Annotated in this window: 16 protein-coding genes; 12 read left to right on the forward strand and 4 right to left on the reverse strand. The window is 65.8% G+C overall.

Annotated features, from left to right (window positions below):
* The first annotated feature begins 16 nt into the window (after window positions 1-16).
* Both phoU and phoB read left to right on the forward strand, forming a co-directional pair.
* Entirely contained in the window at window positions 17-739 is a 723-nt protein-coding gene (gene phoU, locus GL284_RS13875) for a phosphate signaling complex protein PhoU (protein WP_341870387.1), read from the forward strand.
* Between the two features lie 3 nt (window positions 740-742).
* A complete protein-coding gene (phoB, locus tag GL284_RS13880; protein WP_155045239.1) occupies window positions 743-1,432 on the forward strand; it encodes a phosphate regulon transcriptional regulator PhoB in 690 nt (229 codons plus the stop codon).
* Window positions 1,433-1,492: 60 nt separating this feature from the next.
* Here phoB and GL284_RS13885 read toward each other — a convergent pair whose 3' ends face one another.
* The 3 genes from GL284_RS13885 to tldD form a co-directional block, all read right to left on the reverse strand.
* On the reverse strand, window positions 1,493-3,892 hold the full coding sequence (locus GL284_RS13885) for an OmpA family protein (protein WP_155045240.1): 2,400 nt from the start codon (window positions 3,890-3,892) through the stop codon (window positions 1,493-1,495).
* Between the two features lie 116 nt (window positions 3,893-4,008).
* Window positions 4,009-5,274, reverse strand: a complete 1,266-nt coding sequence (dprA, locus tag GL284_RS13890) for a DNA-processing protein DprA (RefSeq protein ID WP_425274242.1) — start codon at window positions 5,272-5,274, stop codon at window positions 4,009-4,011.
* 94 nt (window positions 5,275-5,368) lie between these two features.
* Window positions 5,369-6,790 carry a metalloprotease TldD gene (gene tldD, locus GL284_RS13895; protein ID WP_155045241.1) on the reverse strand — a complete coding sequence of 474 codons (1,422 nt, stop codon included), beginning with the start codon at window positions 6,788-6,790 and terminating at the stop codon, window positions 5,369-5,371.
* A 166-nt stretch (window positions 6,791-6,956) separates the two neighbouring features.
* Here tldD and coxB point away from each other — a divergent pair, with 166 nt between their 5' ends.
* The 10 genes from coxB (at window position 6,957) to GL284_RS13945 (ending at window position 15,853) form a co-directional block, all read left to right on the forward strand.
* On the forward strand, window positions 6,957-7,850 hold the full coding sequence (gene coxB / locus GL284_RS13900; RefSeq protein ID WP_155045242.1) for a cytochrome c oxidase subunit II: 894 nt from the start codon (window positions 6,957-6,959) through the stop codon (window positions 7,848-7,850).
* Window positions 7,851-7,859: 9 nt separating this feature from the next.
* Window positions 7,860-8,777, forward strand: coding sequence for a heme o synthase (cyoE, locus tag GL284_RS13905; RefSeq protein WP_341870378.1), 918 nt, complete (start codon window positions 7,860-7,862; stop codon window positions 8,775-8,777).
* On the forward strand, window positions 8,777-9,037 hold the full coding sequence (locus tag GL284_RS13910) for a hypothetical protein (RefSeq protein WP_155045342.1): 261 nt from the start codon (window positions 8,777-8,779) through the stop codon (window positions 9,035-9,037). The genes cyoE and GL284_RS13910 overlap by 1 nt, the downstream gene beginning before the upstream one ends.
* Complete coding sequence (locus GL284_RS13915; RefSeq protein ID WP_155045243.1) at window positions 9,034-9,612, forward strand: cytochrome c oxidase assembly protein; 579 nt, start codon at window positions 9,034-9,036, stop codon at window positions 9,610-9,612. The genes GL284_RS13910 and GL284_RS13915 overlap by 4 nt, the downstream gene beginning before the upstream one ends.
* Window positions 9,613-9,649: 37 nt before the next feature.
* Window positions 9,650-10,474, forward strand: a complete 825-nt coding sequence (locus GL284_RS13920) for a cytochrome c oxidase subunit 3 (RefSeq protein ID WP_155045244.1) — start codon at window positions 9,650-9,652, stop codon at window positions 10,472-10,474.
* Window positions 10,475-10,536: 62 nt separating this feature from the next.
* Window positions 10,537-11,208, forward strand: coding sequence for an SURF1 family protein (locus GL284_RS13925; protein WP_155045245.1), 672 nt, complete (start codon window positions 10,537-10,539; stop codon window positions 11,206-11,208).
* A 10-nt stretch (window positions 11,209-11,218) separates the two neighbouring features.
* A complete protein-coding gene (gene thrC, locus GL284_RS13930) occupies window positions 11,219-12,607 on the forward strand; it encodes a threonine synthase (protein WP_155045246.1) in 1,389 nt (462 codons plus the stop codon).
* A complete protein-coding gene (locus GL284_RS13935; protein WP_155045247.1) occupies window positions 12,604-13,869 on the forward strand; it encodes a M16 family metallopeptidase in 1,266 nt (421 codons plus the stop codon). Before thrC ends, GL284_RS13935 begins: the two co-directional genes overlap by 4 nt.
* Window positions 13,869-14,450 carry a GNAT family N-acetyltransferase gene (locus tag GL284_RS13940; RefSeq protein ID WP_155045248.1) on the forward strand — a complete coding sequence of 194 codons (582 nt, stop codon included), beginning with the start codon at window positions 13,869-13,871 and terminating at the stop codon, window positions 14,448-14,450. The genes GL284_RS13935 and GL284_RS13940 overlap by 1 nt, the downstream gene beginning before the upstream one ends.
* Window positions 14,450-15,853 (forward strand): FAD-binding oxidoreductase, encoded by a 1,404-nt coding sequence (locus GL284_RS13945; RefSeq protein WP_155045249.1) that lies wholly within the window; start codon window positions 14,450-14,452, stop codon window positions 15,851-15,853. The genes GL284_RS13940 and GL284_RS13945 overlap by 1 nt, the downstream gene beginning before the upstream one ends.
* Here the strand turns inward: GL284_RS13945 and GL284_RS13950 are convergent.
* Entirely contained in the window at window positions 15,813-16,727 is a 915-nt protein-coding gene (locus GL284_RS13950) for a LysR family transcriptional regulator (RefSeq protein WP_155045250.1), read from the reverse strand. The two genes, GL284_RS13945 and GL284_RS13950, sit on opposite strands and share 41 nt — an antisense overlap.
* Between the last annotated feature and the right edge of the window lie 72 nt (window positions 16,728-16,799).

The following is a 16,799-nucleotide window of genomic DNA, read 5'->3' on the forward strand; positions in this document are numbered from 1 at the left end:
GGCCAGAAAGAGTATCATCATGAACGAACGTCATATCATGTCGGCCTTTGACCGGGATCTGGAAACGGTTCAGGCGATGGTCGTGAAAATGGGCGGAATGGTCGAAAGCGCCATTCACGACGCCGCCATCGCGCTGGAAACCCGCGACGAGGAACTGGCCGATCAGGTCCGCCGCCGCGACAAGGCCGTGGACGAGCTGGAAGCCCAGATCAACGAAGAGGCCGCGCGCCTGATCGCCCTGCGCGCGCCCATCGCCACCGACCTGCGCACCGTGCTGACCGTCATCAAGATCTCGGGCATCCTCGAGCGGGTGGGCGATTACGCCAAGAACATCGCCAAGCGCAGCCATGTGCTGGTGCATATGCCCGCCATCAACGGCTCGGGCATCGCGCTGCGCCGCATGACGACGACCGTCGAGGGCATGATGAAGGATGCGCTGGACGCCTATATCCAGCGCGACCCGGCGCTGGCCACCGACGTGCGCAACCGCGATCTGGAAGTCGACCAGATGTATAACGCGCTGTTCCGCGAATTCCTGACCCATATGATGGAAGATCCGCGCAACATCACCGCCTGTATGCACCTGCATTTCATCGCCAAGAACATCGAACGCGTCGGCGACCACGCCACCGGGATCGCCGAGCAGGTGATCTATCTGGCGACCGGCCAGTTGCCCGATGAATCCCGTCCCAAAAGCGATGCGATCACCCGTGCGACGCTGAACGAAGGCGAGGACTGAGCCATGGCACAAGCGCAACCCTGCGTGCTGGTGGTCGAGGACGAGGGCGCGCAACGCGAGGTGCTGAAGTACAACCTTGAAGCCGAAGGCTTCTCGGTTGTGCTGGCCGAGAACGGCGACGAGGCCATGTTGCTTGTCGCCGAAGAACAGCCGGACCTGATCGTGCTGGACTGGATGCTGCCCAATGTCAGCGGCATCGAGATATGCCGCCGCGTGAAGGCCGATCCGCAGACCCGGCAGATCCCGATCATCATGCTGTCCGCCCGCTCGGAAGAGGTGGATCGGGTGCGCGGTCTGGAAACCGGCGCCGACGATTATGTCGTGAAGCCCTATTCGGTGGTCGAGCTGATGGCGCGGCTGCGCACGCAGCTGCGCCGCACCCGCCCGGCGTCGATGGGTGAACGGCTCAGCTATGCCGACATCATCCTTGATGCGGGCGAACATCGCGTGTTTCGCGGCGGGCAGGCGCTGCATCTGGGTCCGACCGAGTTCCGTCTGTTGTCCACGCTGATGGAAAAGCCCGGCCGGGTCTGGACGCGCGAGCAATTGCTGGATCGCGTCTGGGGCCGCGACATCTATGTCGATACCCGGACCATCGACGTGCATGTAGGCCGCTTGCGCAAGGCGCTGATGGCCAATGGCGGCGACAATCCGGTGCGGACCGTGCGCGGCACGGGCTATGCGCTGGGGTGATCGCCCAAGATCCGTCGAATGTCGAAGGCCGCGGGGGTGCGATCCCGCGGCCTTCCTGTGTCAGCCCTGCTCCAGCAGGTCGGTGATGCGCCGGATGCCAACGCGCCGGTTTTCGCGCACATCGGCATCGGAATCGACCAGCAGATACTGTTCGCCATAGCCCTGCACGACCATGTTCTCAGGCGGCACCTGGAAATACTCGGTCAAGGCCAGCGCCACCGATTCCGCCCGCCGGTCCGACAGAGCAAGGTTGGCCGCGTCCGAGCCTACGGCATCGGTATAGCCTTCGATCATGAACACCTCTTTCGGGTTCTGATCGATGGCATCGCGGATGACCTTGCCCACAGTGGCAAGCTGTTCCGCCTGCGCCGAGGTCAGCGCCGCCGAGTTCGTGTCGAAGGTGATCTCGGGGACGTTCACCGGCGCCACCAGCGAGCGGACCTCGGGGATGTCGCGGATCTGACCCAGCGTGAAGCGGCGGTCGGTCGGCGTTTCCGTCAGCAGCGCACGGCGCAATTCATCCTCCTGCCATGGCCGGGTCGAATAAGCGACGGGTTGCGGCGCGGGCAGGGTTGCGACATCGACGGGCCGCACGGCCGTGTCGTCGATCAGCCGGGTTTCGCTGCCATCCGGACGGATCAGCGTGCGGCGCAGCACGTTCATATCCTCATCGCGGATCGTCACCACCTGACTGCCATCGGCGCGCGTCACCACCGTGCGGGTCGAGCCGTCCTGATAGGTTTCGGTCCGCACGTCCGAGCCCGGCTGATACAGCAGCGCATTGTCGTCGCGCACGATCTGCTGGCTGCCATCGGGCAGGGTCAGCACCGCGCGGTCGCCGGTATTCAGCGCGACCTGCCGGTTGCCTGACATCATCTTGCCCACGGCAAAGCCCGCCGCGCCGGCCAGCAGCAGCTTTGCAATGTCGCTGCCGCGATCATTGTCGTCGTCATTGTCGCGCCAGCCGTCACGGCCATCGTTCCAGCGGTCGCGGTCGTTCCAGTTATCCTCGCGCCGGTCCAGCCATGCGTCGCGGCGGTCCAGACGATCCTCGCGCCGGTCGGCCTCGCGTTCTTCCTGCGTCAGGTTCTGACGGCGGCGTTCCAGATCGCGGCGCATTTCCTCATCCGTCAGGCGGCGCTGGCCGTCGCGCAGATTGGTGCGGAAATCCTGATCCGAGCGTCGCACGTCATCGCGCGAGATCTTGTGTTCGCTGACCCGGCCCTGATCGTCGCCATCCCGACCGGCCAATGCCGCCGCAGGCCCCAGTTTCGAGCCTTCGGCCGCGCGGCGGGCAATGTCGTTTTGCTGATTGCGCTCGCGACCGGCCAATTCGGGCGGCGGCAGGCGCACCTCGCCATTGCCTTCGCGCACGCGTTCCTGCAGCTGCTGCGGGGTCAGACGCTGGACATTCAGCTGGTTGTTACGCCCCGCGGCCTGCTGCTCCGGATCACCAGCGCGAGGCGGTTGTTGGCCCGCGCCATTGGGGCGCTGACCGGGGGCGTCGTTGCCTTCGCGCTGCTGCATGGCGCGGCGCAGATCCTCGGCATTGCGCGGGGCCTCGCCTTGCTGGCGGTTGGGTTGCTGAGCGTTGCCATTCGCGGCGCGGGGCGGTTGCTGGCCCGCGCCATTGGGGCGCTGACCGGGGGCGTTGCCGCCTTCGCGCTGCTGCATGGCGCGGCGCAGATCCTCGGCATTGCGCGGGGCCTCGCCTTGCTGGCGGTTGGGTTGCTGAGCGTTGCCATTCGCGGCGCGGGGCGGTTGCTGGCCCGCGCCATTGGGGCGCTGACCGGGGGCGTTGCCGCCTTCGCGCTGCTGCATGGCGCGGCGCAGATCCTCGGCGTTGCGCGGGGCCTCGCCTTGCTGACGGTTCGGCGGCTGAGCGTTGCCATTCGCGGCGCGGGGCGGTTGTTGCTGCTGCGCACGGGCCGGAGCCTCGGGATTGCCGCGCGCATTCCCGTTCGGACGCGGGGCATCTGCCTGCGCGCGCGGATTTTGCTGCGGCTTTTGTTGCGGCTGCGGCTTTTGCGGCTGACGCTGCTGTTCGGCCTGTTGCGGTTTTTGCGGTTGCGGTTTTGGCTGCTGTGCCTTGGGTTGCTGCGGCTGTTGGGCGCGCTGCTGCGGTTCGGGGCGGGGCTGCTGGGCCTGCCGCTGGGGCTGGCGCTGCGGCTGTTCAGCCTGCGCCTTGCGCGGCTGCGGCTCGGCCTGACGGCGCGGTTGTTGGTCGGCCTGACGGCGCTGCGGCTGTTCGGCCTGCTGCTTGCGCGGCGCATCGCCCTGCGCTTTCTGTGCATTGGGCTTTTGCTGCTGGGCCTTTGGCTTTTGCTGCTGCGGTTTGGGCTTTTGCTGCTGCTGTTGCTGTTCACCGCGGCGCGGAAGTTCCTGCGCGACAGCGATCTGCGGCAAGACCAGCGAGATGCTGGTGACGATTGCCGTGGTTGCCCGAAGAATGCGACGCATGTTGGCTCCTCTGCCATGCGAAAATATTCATGCAGAGGTAACATGAGGCGGTGCCGCAGGTTCCTGAACAACCCCGTGAAGCGGCGTGAACCGGCTGAAAACAGCCTGTTGCGGCGCTAACCTTGCGGGTGCAGCGCGATCCGGCCACCTGCCAGACGCTCGATCCGGCCAGACAGCTCAAGCGCCAGAAGCGCCGGGGCCAATGTGGCGGCGGGCAGGCCAAGATCCCGGATCAGCAGGTTTTCTTCGGTCGGGCTGGGGCCAAGCCGGGCCAGAATGCGCGCCTCCAGCGCGACGGGGCCACCCTGTTGCGGGGGCGCAGACCGGCGCAGGGCATGGCCGATCCCCGCCAGCCGCTGGGCGACGGCGGCGGGTTGCAGCCGTTTCGCGGGCGTCGCAGGGGCAGTCAGCGGGACAGGTGCGGGTTGCGGGGACGGCTGCGGGGCGGGGGCCGCCACATCGCGGGCAGCCCGCGCCGCCGCTTCCTCGGGGCCCAGCAGGGCGGTCAGCACATCGGTGGAATTGCGCACCAGCAGCGCGCCGTCACGGATCAGCACGTTGCAGCCGGCGGCGCGGGCATCCATCGGATGGCCCGGCACCGCCATCACCTCGCGCCCCTGATCCAGCGCGGCTTTCGCGGTGATCAGGCTGCCCGACCGATGCGCGGCTTCGACCACCACCACCGCCTGCGACAGCCCCGAGACGATGCGGTTGCGCGCCGGAAAATGCCGCGCCACGGGTTCGGTGCCCGGAGGCTGTTCGGTCACCAGCAGGCCGGTGTCGCAGATCGCCTCGGCCAGCGCCGCGTTTTCCGACGGATAGATCATGTCGATGCCGCCCGCCATCACCGCGACCGTGCCGGTGGCCAGCGTTGCCTCATGCGCCACGGTGTCGATGCCGCGCGCCAGACCTGCGATGATAGCAGCCCCCGATTGCGACAGTCCCAAGGCCAGCCCGCGCGCCATGCGCAACCCCAGCGATGAGGCATTGCGCGCCCCGATCACCGCGACCGGCAGCCGCTCCAGAACCGAGAGCTGACCCTTGACCCACAGCACGGCAGGGGCATCGGCGATGTCGCGCAGTTGCGCGGGATAGGCCGGGTCGCCCCAGACGATCAGCCTGGCACCCGCGCGCCGCCCGGCGGCCATCTCGGCCTCGGCCACGCCGATGGGGCAGGGGGTGTAATCGGAAAGCCCCGCCGCACGGGCCATGTCGGGCAGCGCGGCCAGGGCCGCATCGGCGCTGCCATGTTCGGCCAGCATCCGGTGAAACGTCGCCGGGCCGACCTTGCGGGAACGGATAAGGCGCAGCACTGCAATCCCGTCATCCCCGGCGATGCTGGGGGTGTGGTGGGTCTGAAGGGAAAACGGTCTTGCCATCATCATCGTGCCCTGCCTTATCCGCAGGGCCGTGATGGCACGGGATTGGTTAAGAATGGGTTAGCCGCCGCAAAAGAATCATGCGGGGGCCAAATCCCTAGGCGGCGGATCCGCCGATGGTCAGCCCGCCGATCAGCAGCGACGGCATTCCCACGCCCACCGGCACCCATTGCCCGGCCTTGCCGCAATTGCCGATGCCGGGATCCAGTTGCAGATCGTTGCCGATGGCGCGGATCTGTTGCAGCGCCGTCGCGCCATCGCCGATCAGCGTGGCGCCGCGCACCGGGTCGCCCAAGACGCCATCCTTGACGCGATAGGCTTCGGTGCAGGAAAACACGAACTTGCCGCTGGTGATGTCCACCTGACCGCCGCCAAAGCCCACGGCATAGACCCCATCCCGCAGATCGGCCAGAATCGCCGCAGGATCGTCCGGACCGGCCAACATGAAGGTGTTGGTCATGCGTGGCATCGGCGCATGGGCATAGCTTTCGCGCCGCCCGTTGCCGGTCGGTTCGACGCCCATCAGCCGGGCATTCTGCCGGTCCTGCATGTAGCCTGTCAGGATGCCGTCCTCGATCAGCACATTGCGCCCCGGCGCATTGCCTTCGTCATCGACCGAGATCGAGCCGCGCCGGTCCGGGATCGTGCCGTCGTCCAGCACGGTGACGCCGGGTGCGGCCACGCGCTGGCCCAGCAGACCGGCAAAGGCGGAATGGCCCTTGCGGTTGAAATCGCCCTCAAGCCCGTGGCCCACCGCCTCGTGCAGCAGGATGCCCGGCCAGCCCGGACCCAGCACCACATCCATCACCCCCGCAGGCGCGGGCACCGAGCGCAGGTTGACCAGCGCGATGCGCAGCGCCTCGCGGACCTGCGCCTGCCAGTGATCGGGTGCGATCAGCCCGTCCAGCGCGATGCGTCCGCCGCCGCCCGCATTGCCGCTTTCGCGGCGGCTGTTCGATTCCACGATGACCGAGACATTGATGCGCGCCATCGGGCGGATATCGGTGGCCAGCCCGCCTTCCGGGCGCAGGATGGCGACCTCCTGAACCGAAGTCGCGATGCTGGCCGAGACCTGCACCACACGCGGATCAAGGTCGCGGGCAAAAGCGTCGATGTCGCGCAAAAGTGCCACGCGGGCGGCAAAGCTGATGCCTGCGGCCGGGTCGATGGGCGCATAAAGCGGCGTGATCCGTCCGGCGGGGGGCAGGGCCAGCGTGCCGCCCGCGTCGCCTACGGCCAGCCGCACGGTTTGTGCAGCCTTGCGCAAGGCAGTTTCGTCGATTTCGGTGGAATGGGCATAGCCCGTCACTTCGCCGCGCACGGCGCGCAGGCCGAAGCCCTGATTGGCGTCATAGCTGGCGGTGCGCAGCTGGCCATCGTCAAAAGCCAGCGTTTCCGCGCGCGAACGCTCAAGAAACAGCTCTCCGTCATCGGCGCCGACCAGCGCATCGCGCAGGATGCGCAGCGCGCCGTCATGGTCCAGATGGGTCTCAAAGGGCGAAAATGCGGCATCCGTCATCATGAAATCCTTTGGCCAAGATGTCTCGACTAGGGGTTTTTTGGTCGTAAGTCGATAGGTATGACTTGCCCGTGAAGGGAGAATATGGTTGTCAAACAAGACCGATGTCGGCTTGGCTGGAGGAGCTTTGTCACGCCGATGCGACAGTAGGCAGTGGGATGGGATAATGGCAATTGCGACGATGCGCCGCAAATTCGCGGCAGTTTCCGGCCTTGGTTTTGCGGCATTGTCAGGCGTTTGCGCGAATGCGCAGGAAGTGCTGGGCGATCTGCCGACGATCGGCAAGCCGCATGCGCGCGGGATGGGGTTCCAGCCGCCGTCCAGCCCGCTGGCACATGACCAGCAATGGCTGGATCACTTTGTGCTGTATATCATCACGGCCGTGACGATCTTCGTCTGCATCCTGCTGCTGATCTGCATCTTTCGCTATAACAGCCGCGCCAATCCGGTGCCCGCCCGCTTTACCCACAACACCCCCATCGAGATCGCATGGACCCTTGTCCCGGTGCTGATCCTTGTGGCCATCGGGGTGTTTTCGCTGCCGGCGCTGTTTCGCAGTCAGGAAATGCCCAACAATCCCGATCTGGTCATCAAGGCCATCGGGCATCAATGGTACTGGTCCTATGAATATCCCAATGACGGCATCGCCTTCGACGCGCTGATGCTGGAAAAGGACGCGCTGGCCGATGCCGGGTATTCAGAGGACGAATACCTGCTTGCCGCCGACAATCCGGTCGTTGTGCCTGTGGGCAAAACCGTGTTGATGCAGGTGACCGCCACGGATGTGATTCACAGCTGGACCATCCCCGCATTTGCCGTGAAGCAGGATGCGGTGCCTGGTCGCATTGCGCAGCTTTGGTTCGCGGCGGATACTGAAGGGGTTTACTTCGGCCAATGCTCCGAGCTGTGCGGCATCAACCATGCCTACATGCCCATCGTGGTAAAGGCCGTAAGTCAGGAAAAATACGACGCGTGGCTGGCGGGTGCGAAGGAAGAATTCGCCGCTGACGCGTCCGATTATCTGCCTGTCCGGCCCGTGCAGCTGGCGCAGGCGCAGTAAGGGAACGCTGTGGCCGATACCAACGCATATGAGGGCCCCGCCGAGGCGGGTTTCGGAGACTTCATCGCGCTGCTGAAACCGCGCGTGATGTCGCTGGTCGTGTTCACGGCCTTTGTCGGGCTGTGGATCGCGCCGGTGCAGATGAACCCGTTCGTGGCCTTCTGCTCGGTGCTGTTCATCGCGCTGGGGGGCGGGGCCTCGGGCGCGCTGAACATGTGGTATGACAGCGATATCGACGCGGTGATGAAGCGGACGGCAAACCGTCCCGTGCCCTCGGGGCGCGTGTCGCGCGAAGACGCGCTGGCGGTCGGTCTGGCGCTGTCGGGCCTGTCGGTGATGATGCTTGGGCTGGCGGCGAACTGGTTCGCGGCAGGCTTTCTGGCCTTCACGATCTTTTTCTATGCCGTGGTCTATACGATCTGGCTGAAACGCGCGACGCCGCAGAACATCGTCATCGGTGGCGCGGCGGGCGCGTTCCCGCCCATGATCGGCTGGGCCTGCGCGACGGGGGGCATCGGCATCGAATCCCTGCTGATGTTCGCGCTGATCTTTTTCTGGACGCCGCCGCATTTCTGGGCGCTGGCGCTGTTCATGAACAGCGATTATTCAAAGGCCGGGGTGCCGATGCTGCCGGTCACGCATGGCCGCCGCGTCACGCGCCGCCACATCTTCGGCTATACGCTGGTGCTGGCGCCCTTTGCGATCTGGCTGGGATTCACCTCGGTCGGCGGGCCGCTGTATCTGGCGGTCTCGGTCATCCTGAACGTCATGTTCATCGCCGGCGGCTGGCAGATCCTGCGCCGGTCCGAGGAACAGGCACAGGCCGACGGCTACAAGGTCGAGAAACGCTATTTCCGCCAGTCGCTGTATTACACCTTCCTGCATTTCCTGGCGCTGCTGGTGCAGCACTGGATGGGGGGATCGTGATGCTGCCACGGGTCGAGCATGAGCTTCACAAGCGCCGCCGCAGCCGCAATATCGGCCTGCTGGTCGTGCTGCTGGCCTTTGCCGCGCTTGTCTTCGGCCTGTCGATTGCCAAGATCACCAATGGCGACATGATGGAGGGGTTCGACCACCAGCCCCGCGCCTCGGTGCTGCCGCATGATCCCAACCCGCCCGCAAAGCCCGCCGGTCCCGTCGCCGCGCCGGGCACGCCGGGGGCGGCCGTATCACAGGAAAGCCCATGACCCAGCGCTCCAACACCCGCACCGTCGGTTATCTTGTCGGCGTCGTCGTGGTGATGGGCGCGCTGTCCTGGGCAGCGGTTCCGTTCTATAACTGGTTCTGCAAGGTCACCGGCTATGGTGGCACGACGAATGTCGCGACGCAGGCCTCTGATCATGTGCTGGAGGAAAAGGTCCGCATCCGCTTTGACGCCAATGTGGATCCCGACATGGGCTGGACCTTCCGCCCGATGCAGCGCGAGATGGAATTGCGCATCGGAGAAAACGCACTGGCCTTCTATGAGGCGATCAACACCAGCGACGAACCCATCACCGGCACGGCCAGCTATAACGTCGCGCCGGATCTGGCGGGCTATTACTTCAGCAAGATGCAGTGCTTCTGCTTTACCGAACAGACGCTGCAACCCGGCGAACGCATCGAAATGCCGGTCAGCTTCTTCGTCGATGCGGATATCGTGAACGACAATGATGCCGGGCGCATCCGCGATATCACCCTGTCCTATACGTTCCACCGGACCGAACCCTCGGCGCCCCAGCAGGCGGCGCTGAGCGCAGCAACGGATAAGAACGTCAACTGAACAAGACGACGCGAGCCAACAGCGGAGGAGCGCAGGCATGGCCCAGGTAAAGAACCACGACTACCAGATTCTTCCGCCCTCGATCTGGCCATTCCTTGGCGCGGTCAGTGCCTTCGTCATGCTGGCCGGCGCCGTCGCCTGGATGAAGGGCATGACCTTCTTCGGCGCACCGATCGAGGGGCCGTGGATGTTCCTGATCGGCTTTGTCGCGGTGCTGTATGTCATGTTCGGCTGGTGGGCCGATGTGGTGCGCGAGGGCGAATCCGGCGAACATACCCCGGTCGTCCGCATCGGGCTGCAATACGGCTTCATCCTGTTCATCATGTCCGAGGTGATGTTCTTCGTGGCGTGGTTCTGGGCCTTCATCAAGAACGCCATGTATCCGATGGGGCCGGACAGCCCGATCAAGGATGGCGTCTGGCCGCCCGAAGGCATCGTGACCTTCGATCCCTTCCACCTGCCGCTGATCAACACGCTGATCCTGCTTCTGTCCGGCGTGGCCGTGACATGGGCGCACCACGCCTTTGTCCATGAGGGCGACCGCAAGACCACCATCCGCGGGCTGATCGTGGCCATCGTGCTGGGGGTCTGCTTCTCGATCCTGCAGGCCTATGAATACAGCCATGCGGCCTTTGGTCTGGCCGATACGGTCTATGCCGGGACGTTCTACATGGCGACGGGCTTTCACGGTCTGCATGTCATCATCGGCACGATATTTCTGTTCGTCTGCCTGATCCGCTTCCTGCGCGGCCAGATGACCCAGAAGCAGCATGTCGGGTTCGAGGCCGCCGCATGGTATTGGCACTTCGTCGACGTGGTGTGGCTGTTCCTGTTCGTCGTCATCTATATCTGGGGCCGCTGACCGGCTGAGGATTTTCGGGCGGCGCGGGGCGTGACCCTCGCGCCGTTCCGCATGAGGGGCAGATGCGCCGCTATCTTTTTCCGCTGATCCTGGGAGTGCTGGGCTGCGCCGCCCTGATCGCGCTTGGCCTGTGGCAATTGCAGCGCATGGAGTGGAAACAGGCGATGCTGGCGCAGATCCAGTCCCGGATCGAAGGCCCCGCCGTGCCCTTGCCTGAAACCCCCGACCCGTCGATGAAATACATGCCGGTGACGGTCTCGGGGATGACCACCGGGCAGGAAATCGACGTGCTGTCGGGCATGAAGGATCTGGGCGGCGGCTATCAGGTGATCTCCAGCTTCGTGACCGATGACGGGCGGCGTATTCTGCTGGATCGCGGCTTCGTCGATCAGGACCACAAGCGCGACCCGCGCCCCGCCACGCGGTTGCAGGTGACGGGCAATCTGCACTGGCCGGATGAAACCAGCGGCGCGACGCCTGCGCCGAACCTTGACCAGAACATCTGGTTCGCCCGCGACGTGCCCGCGATGGCTGCGGCGCTGGACACCGATCCGGTGCTGGTCGTGGTGGCGGCTGCGGTGGGCGACGCGCAGGGTGTCACGCCGGTCCCGGTGGCCATTCAGGGCATCCCGAACAATCACCTCAGCTATGCCGTGCAATGGTTCATGATCGCGGCTGTCTGGGCAGGGATGACAGTGGCGCTGATCTGGCGTATCAGGCAGCGTCAATTCTAGAGGATCGCGGATGCGCTACGTTTCGACCCGAGGCCGGGCAGAGGTTCTGGATTTCGCCGCAGCCATGATGACGGGCCTTGCCCGCGACGGTGGCCTGTATCTGCCCGAGACCATCCCGACCTTTTCGGCCGATGACATCGCCGCCTTCGAGGGCCTGTCCTATGAAGAGGTCGCGCTGCGGGTGGTGACGCCGTTCGTCGGCGACAGCTTCACGCAGGACGAATTGAAGGGCGCCATCTCGCGCGCCTATGCCGGGTTCGACCATGTGGCCCGCGCGCCGATGGTCCAGCTTGCGCCGGGGCATTTCCTGCTGGAACTGTTCCACGGCCCGACGCTGGCCTTCAAGGATTTCGCGATGCAGCTGATCGGTCAGCTGTTCCAGCTGGCGCTGGCCAAGTCCGGCCAGCGGGTGGCGATCCTTGGCGCGACCTCGGGCGATACCGGATCGGCGGCGATCGAGGCCTTCCGGGGCCTGTCCAATGTCGATGTGTTCATCATGTATCCGCATGGCCGCGTCAGCGAAGTGCAGCGCCGCCAGATGTCGACGCCCGCCGATGCCAATGTGCATGCGCTGGCCGTCGATGGCACCTTCGACGATTGTCAGGCGCGTCTGAAAGACCTGTTCAACGATCACGACTTCCGCGACGGCGTGGGGCTGGCCGGGGTCAACTCGATCAACTGGGCGCGGGTGCTGGCGCAGATCGTCTACTATTTCACCGCCGCCGTGTCGGTGGGTGGGCCGCTGCGTCAGGTGGATTTCACCGTGCCCACGGGGAATTTCGGCGACATCTTCGCAGGCTCGATCGCCAAGGCGATGGGGCTGCCGGTGGGCAAGCTGGTCGTGGCCACCAACCAGAACGACATCCTGCACCGCGCGCTGTCGACCGGCGAATACCGCGTGGGCACGGTCGAACCCTCGATCAGCCCATCGATGGACATTCAGGTCAGCTCGAACTTTGAACGCGCGCTGTGGCTGGCTTACGGTCAGGACGGCGCGGCGGTCACGCAGCTGATGGATGAGCTGAAATCCGGCGGCTTCAGCATCAGTCAGGGCGCGCTGGAAGCCCTGCGGGAAACCTTCGTCTCGGGCCGCGTATCCGAGGCCGAGACGGCCCAGACCATCGCCACCATCCATGCCGAAACCGCCGAGGTGATCTGCCCGCATACCGCGGTCGCGGTCAAGATCGCCCGCGAACATCAGCGCCCCGGCGTGCCGATGATCAGCCTGTCGACCGCGCATCCGGCCAAATTCCCCGATGCGGTCGAGGCCGCCATCGGCATCCGCCCGGCGCTGCCCGCGCATATGGCGGATCTGTTTGACAAGCCCGAGCGCATCACCCGAGTTGAAAACGACCCGGAAAAGATTAAATCGCTGATCCTTGAACGGAGAACAGCTTGAACAATATCCGCATCAGCACCCTGTCCAATGGTCTGCGTGTCGTCACCCGCGACATGCCCGGCCTGCATTCGGCCGCCATCGGCATCTGGGTCAATGCCGGTTGCCGCGACGAACGCGCCGATCAGAACGGCATTGCGCATTTTCTGGAACATATGGCCTTCAAGGGCACGCCCACGCGCACACCCTTGCAGATCGCAGAAGCCATCGAAAATGTCGGCGGCTATATCAACGCCTATACCTCGCGCGATGTGACCAGCTATTACGTCCGCGTGCTGTCGGGCGATGTCGGCATGGCGCTGGACGTGATTTCGGACATCGTGCTGAACCCGATCTTCGACGCGCGCGAGATCGAGGTTGAACGCGGCGTGATCTTGCAGGAAATCGGCCAGTCGCTGGACACGCCCGACGACGTGATCTTTGACTGGCTGCAAGAGGCCGCCTATCCCGATCAGCCGATGGGCCGCACCATCCTTGGCCCGGCGGAACGCGTCAGCAGCTTTTCGCGCGAGGATCTGGCGGGCTTCACCGCCGAACATTACGGCCCCGAGCGCATGATCGTGGCCGCCGCCGGCGCGGTCGATCACGATGCCATTCTGGCGCAGGTGCAGGCGACGTTTTCGCATCTGGTGGCGCGGCCCCGCACGGCGCGTGAACCGGCCCGCTGGCAGGGCGCGGAAACCCGGCGCGTGAAAAAGCTGGAACAGGCGCATTTCGCACTGGCCTTTGAAGGGCCGGGCTATCTGGACCCGGATTTCTATGCGGCGCAGATCTGGACCTCGGCTTTGGGGGGCGGCATGTCCTCGCGGCTGTTCCAGAAACTGCGCGAGGAAAAGGGCTTGTGCTATTCGATCTTTGCCCAGTCCGGTTTCCATGACGATACCGGCATGGTGACGATCTATGCAGGAACCTCGGGCGATCAGGTGGCCGATCTGGCCAATCTGACGGTGGATGAGATCCGCCGCTCGGCCGAGGACATGACCGAGGCCGAGATTGCCCGCGCCCGCGCCCAGTTGAAGGCCGGGCTGCTGATGGGGTTGGAAAGCCCCACGGGGCAGGCCGAACGCATGGCCCGGTCGCTGGCGATCTGGGGCCGCGTGGCCGATCCTGCCGAGGTGGCCGCGCGCATCGACGCCGTGACCATCCGCGATGTCCGCGACCACGCGGCACGGCTGATCCAGAATGCCCGGCCCGCGCTGGCGCTGTATGGTCCGGTCAAATCGGCCCCCACGCGCGACCGGCTGGCGGAAAGGCTTGCTGCCTGATGTTCAGCCGCCGCCGTCCGCCTCGATTGGAAACCGAGCGGATGGTACTGCGTTTGCCCGCGCATGGCGATCATGAGCCATGGGCGGGCCTGCGCGCGGTAAGCCGCGATTTCCTGACCCCGTGGGAGCCGGTCTGGGCGGCCGATCATCTGTCGAAGAAAAGCTTTACCAACCGCGTCTACTGGGCGCAGCGGGCGCATCGCAACGGCACGGCGCTGCCCCTGTTCCTGCTGCTGCGCGACGGCACGCTGGTCGGCGCGATCACGCTGGACAATATCCGGCGCGGCCCGGCGCAGATGGCCAGCATCGGCTATTGGATCGGCCAGCCCTTCGCGCGGCAGGGCTATATGCGCGAGGCCATTGACGGGCTGGTGAAATACGCCTTTACCGCGCTGGACCTGTCGCGGATCGAAGCGGCCTGCCTGCCGGAAAACGCCGCCTCGCGCGGGGTGCTGGAACGCGCGGGCTTCAAATATGAAGGCGTCGCGCAAAGCTATCTGCAGATCAACGGCCGCTGGCGCAATCATGTGCTTTACGCCAATCTGCGCGGCGACCGGCGCGGCAAGACCGAGGTGCGCTGATGCTGAACCCCGCCGATGATGCGCTGGCCGCCTTGCTGCCTGACGGCGTGCTGCGCCCGATCACCCCCGTTTATCTGGAAGAGCCGCGCGGCCGCTATCGCGGGCAGGCCGGGCTGGTCGCCGCGCCGCGCAGCACCGAGGAGGCGGCGGCCATCGTGCGGGCCTGTGCACAGGCGCGGGTGGGGATCGTGGCGCGCGGCGGCGGCACCGGGCTGGTGTCCGGGCAGGTGATGCCCGAGGGCCCCGCGCCCCTGATCCTGTCGCTGGAGCGGATGACCGCGCTGCGCGGCCTGTGGCCCGAGGAAAACGTGCTGGTGGCCGAGGCCGGCATGACCCTGCAAGCCGTGCGCGATGCCGCGGATGGGGCGGGGCGGCTGTTTCCGCTGTCGCTGGCCAGTCAGGGCACGGCGGCGATCGGCGGCTGCCTTGCGACGAATGCCGGGGGGGTGACGGCCTTGCGCCACGGCACCGCCCGCGCGCTGTGTCTGGGCATCGAGGCGGTCCTGCCCGACGGGCGCGTGCTGCGTGACCTGAAGCGGCTGCGCAAGGACAATACCGGCTATGACCTGCGCGATCTGCTGATCGGGGCCGAGGGCACGCTGGGCATCATCACCGCCGCCAGCCTGCGTCTGGTCGTGCCGCCCGCTGCAACGGGCGTGGCGATGTTGCAGGTGCCCTCGCCGCAGGCCGCGCTGACGCTGCTGTCCTTGGCCGAGGGGCGGATGGCGGGGGGCGTCACCAGTTTCGAGCTGATCTCGGGGCAGGGGCTGGCCTTTCTGTCGCAGACCTTGCCGCAGATCCGCCAGCCCTTGCCCGGCGCGCCGTGGTCGGTCTTGCTGGAGGTGGGCCTGCCCGAAGGCCTGCCGCCCCAGACCGCGCTTGAGGCGCTGCTGGTCGATGCCATGGAACGTGGACTGGTTCAGGATGGCGTCATCGCGCAATCCGGCCAGCAGGCGGCGGAATTCTGGAACCTGCGCGAGCATCTGCCGCAGGCGAACCGCCTGATCGGCGCGATTGCCAGCCATGATATCAGCCTGCCTTTGTCCGAGATCGCCGGTTTCATCGACGCGGCCGGGGCCGCGCTGGCGCCGCATGATGTGCGCATCAACTGCTTTGGCCATCTGGGCGACGGCAATCTGCATTACAACCTGTTCCCCGTGGCCGGGCGCGCACGCGGCGACTATGACGGCCAGCGCAAGGCGCTGTCGCGCATGGTGCATCAGATGGTCATGGACCGGGGCGGCAGCTTTTCGGCCGAACATGGCGTGGGCCGCCTGAAGGTGGCCGAGCTTGAGGAATGGGGCGATCCCGTGCGGCTGGCGGCCATGCGGGCGATCAAGGCGGTGCTGGACCCCTTGGGCATCATGAATCCCGGGGCGGTTCTTTCCCAAGCGCCGGCGTAAGATTGCGGCGCAGGTGGTCCAGATAGGCGGTCAGGCGCGGCGGCACGAAGGGCTGCGGCAATGACAGCGCCTGAATATCCAGTTGCGGGCCGGGAAAGCCCTCCAGCAGGCGGATCAGGCGGCCTTGCGCGACATCCTCGGCGATGATGAAGCGGGGGATGATGGCGATGCCTTCGCCGTGCAGGGCAAGACGGCGGGTGGATTGCGCGCTGTTCACCGTGATCTGGCCGGGCAGGGGCACGCTGATGGCGCGGCCCTCGATCACGAAGGTGGCGCGATGGGCGACCGGCGCGTTGCTGTCGCGGATGTTGCGGTGTTCGCGCAGATCGTCTGGATGGCGCGGGGCCGGGTGGGCGGCCAGATAGTCGGGGCTTGCCACGGCCCATGTCTCGGTCCGGCCGATGCGGCGGGCGATCAGGCTGGAATCGCCCAGGACCCCGATGCGCAGCGCCAGATCGAAGCCTTCGGCGGCCAGATCGACATAGCGGTCGGTCAGCCGCAGATCGACCTGCGCGCCGGGATGGTCGCGCAGAAAATCCGCGGTCAGCACCTGCACGAACATTTCGCCGAAACTGACCGGAGCCGTGATGCGCAGCCGCCCCGACAGCATGCCGTCATCGGCCCTGGCCTGTGCGTCCAGTTCATCGACCGCATTCAGAACCCGGCGCGCGGCGATCAGATAACGCTCGCCCGCCGTGGTCAGCGACAGCGCCCGGGTGGTGCGGTTCAGCAGCGTGATGCCCTGCTGGCCTTCCAGCGCCGCGACATATTTGCTGACCAGCTTGTTCGAGATCCCAAGCCGCTGTCCGGCCCGCGTGAACGAGCCGCTGTCCACCACCGCGACAAAGGCGCGTATTCCATCCAGCCTGTCCATCTATCCCCGTTTTGGCGACAATGTTTCCGCGACAATACCCATTTCCGCGACAGTGGCAAAGGCCTAGTTTCA

Origin of the sequence: Paracoccus shanxieyensis, from assembly GCF_009711265.1 — a bacterium.
GTDB lineage: Bacteria > Pseudomonadota > Alphaproteobacteria > Rhodobacterales > Rhodobacteraceae > Paracoccus > Paracoccus shanxieyensis.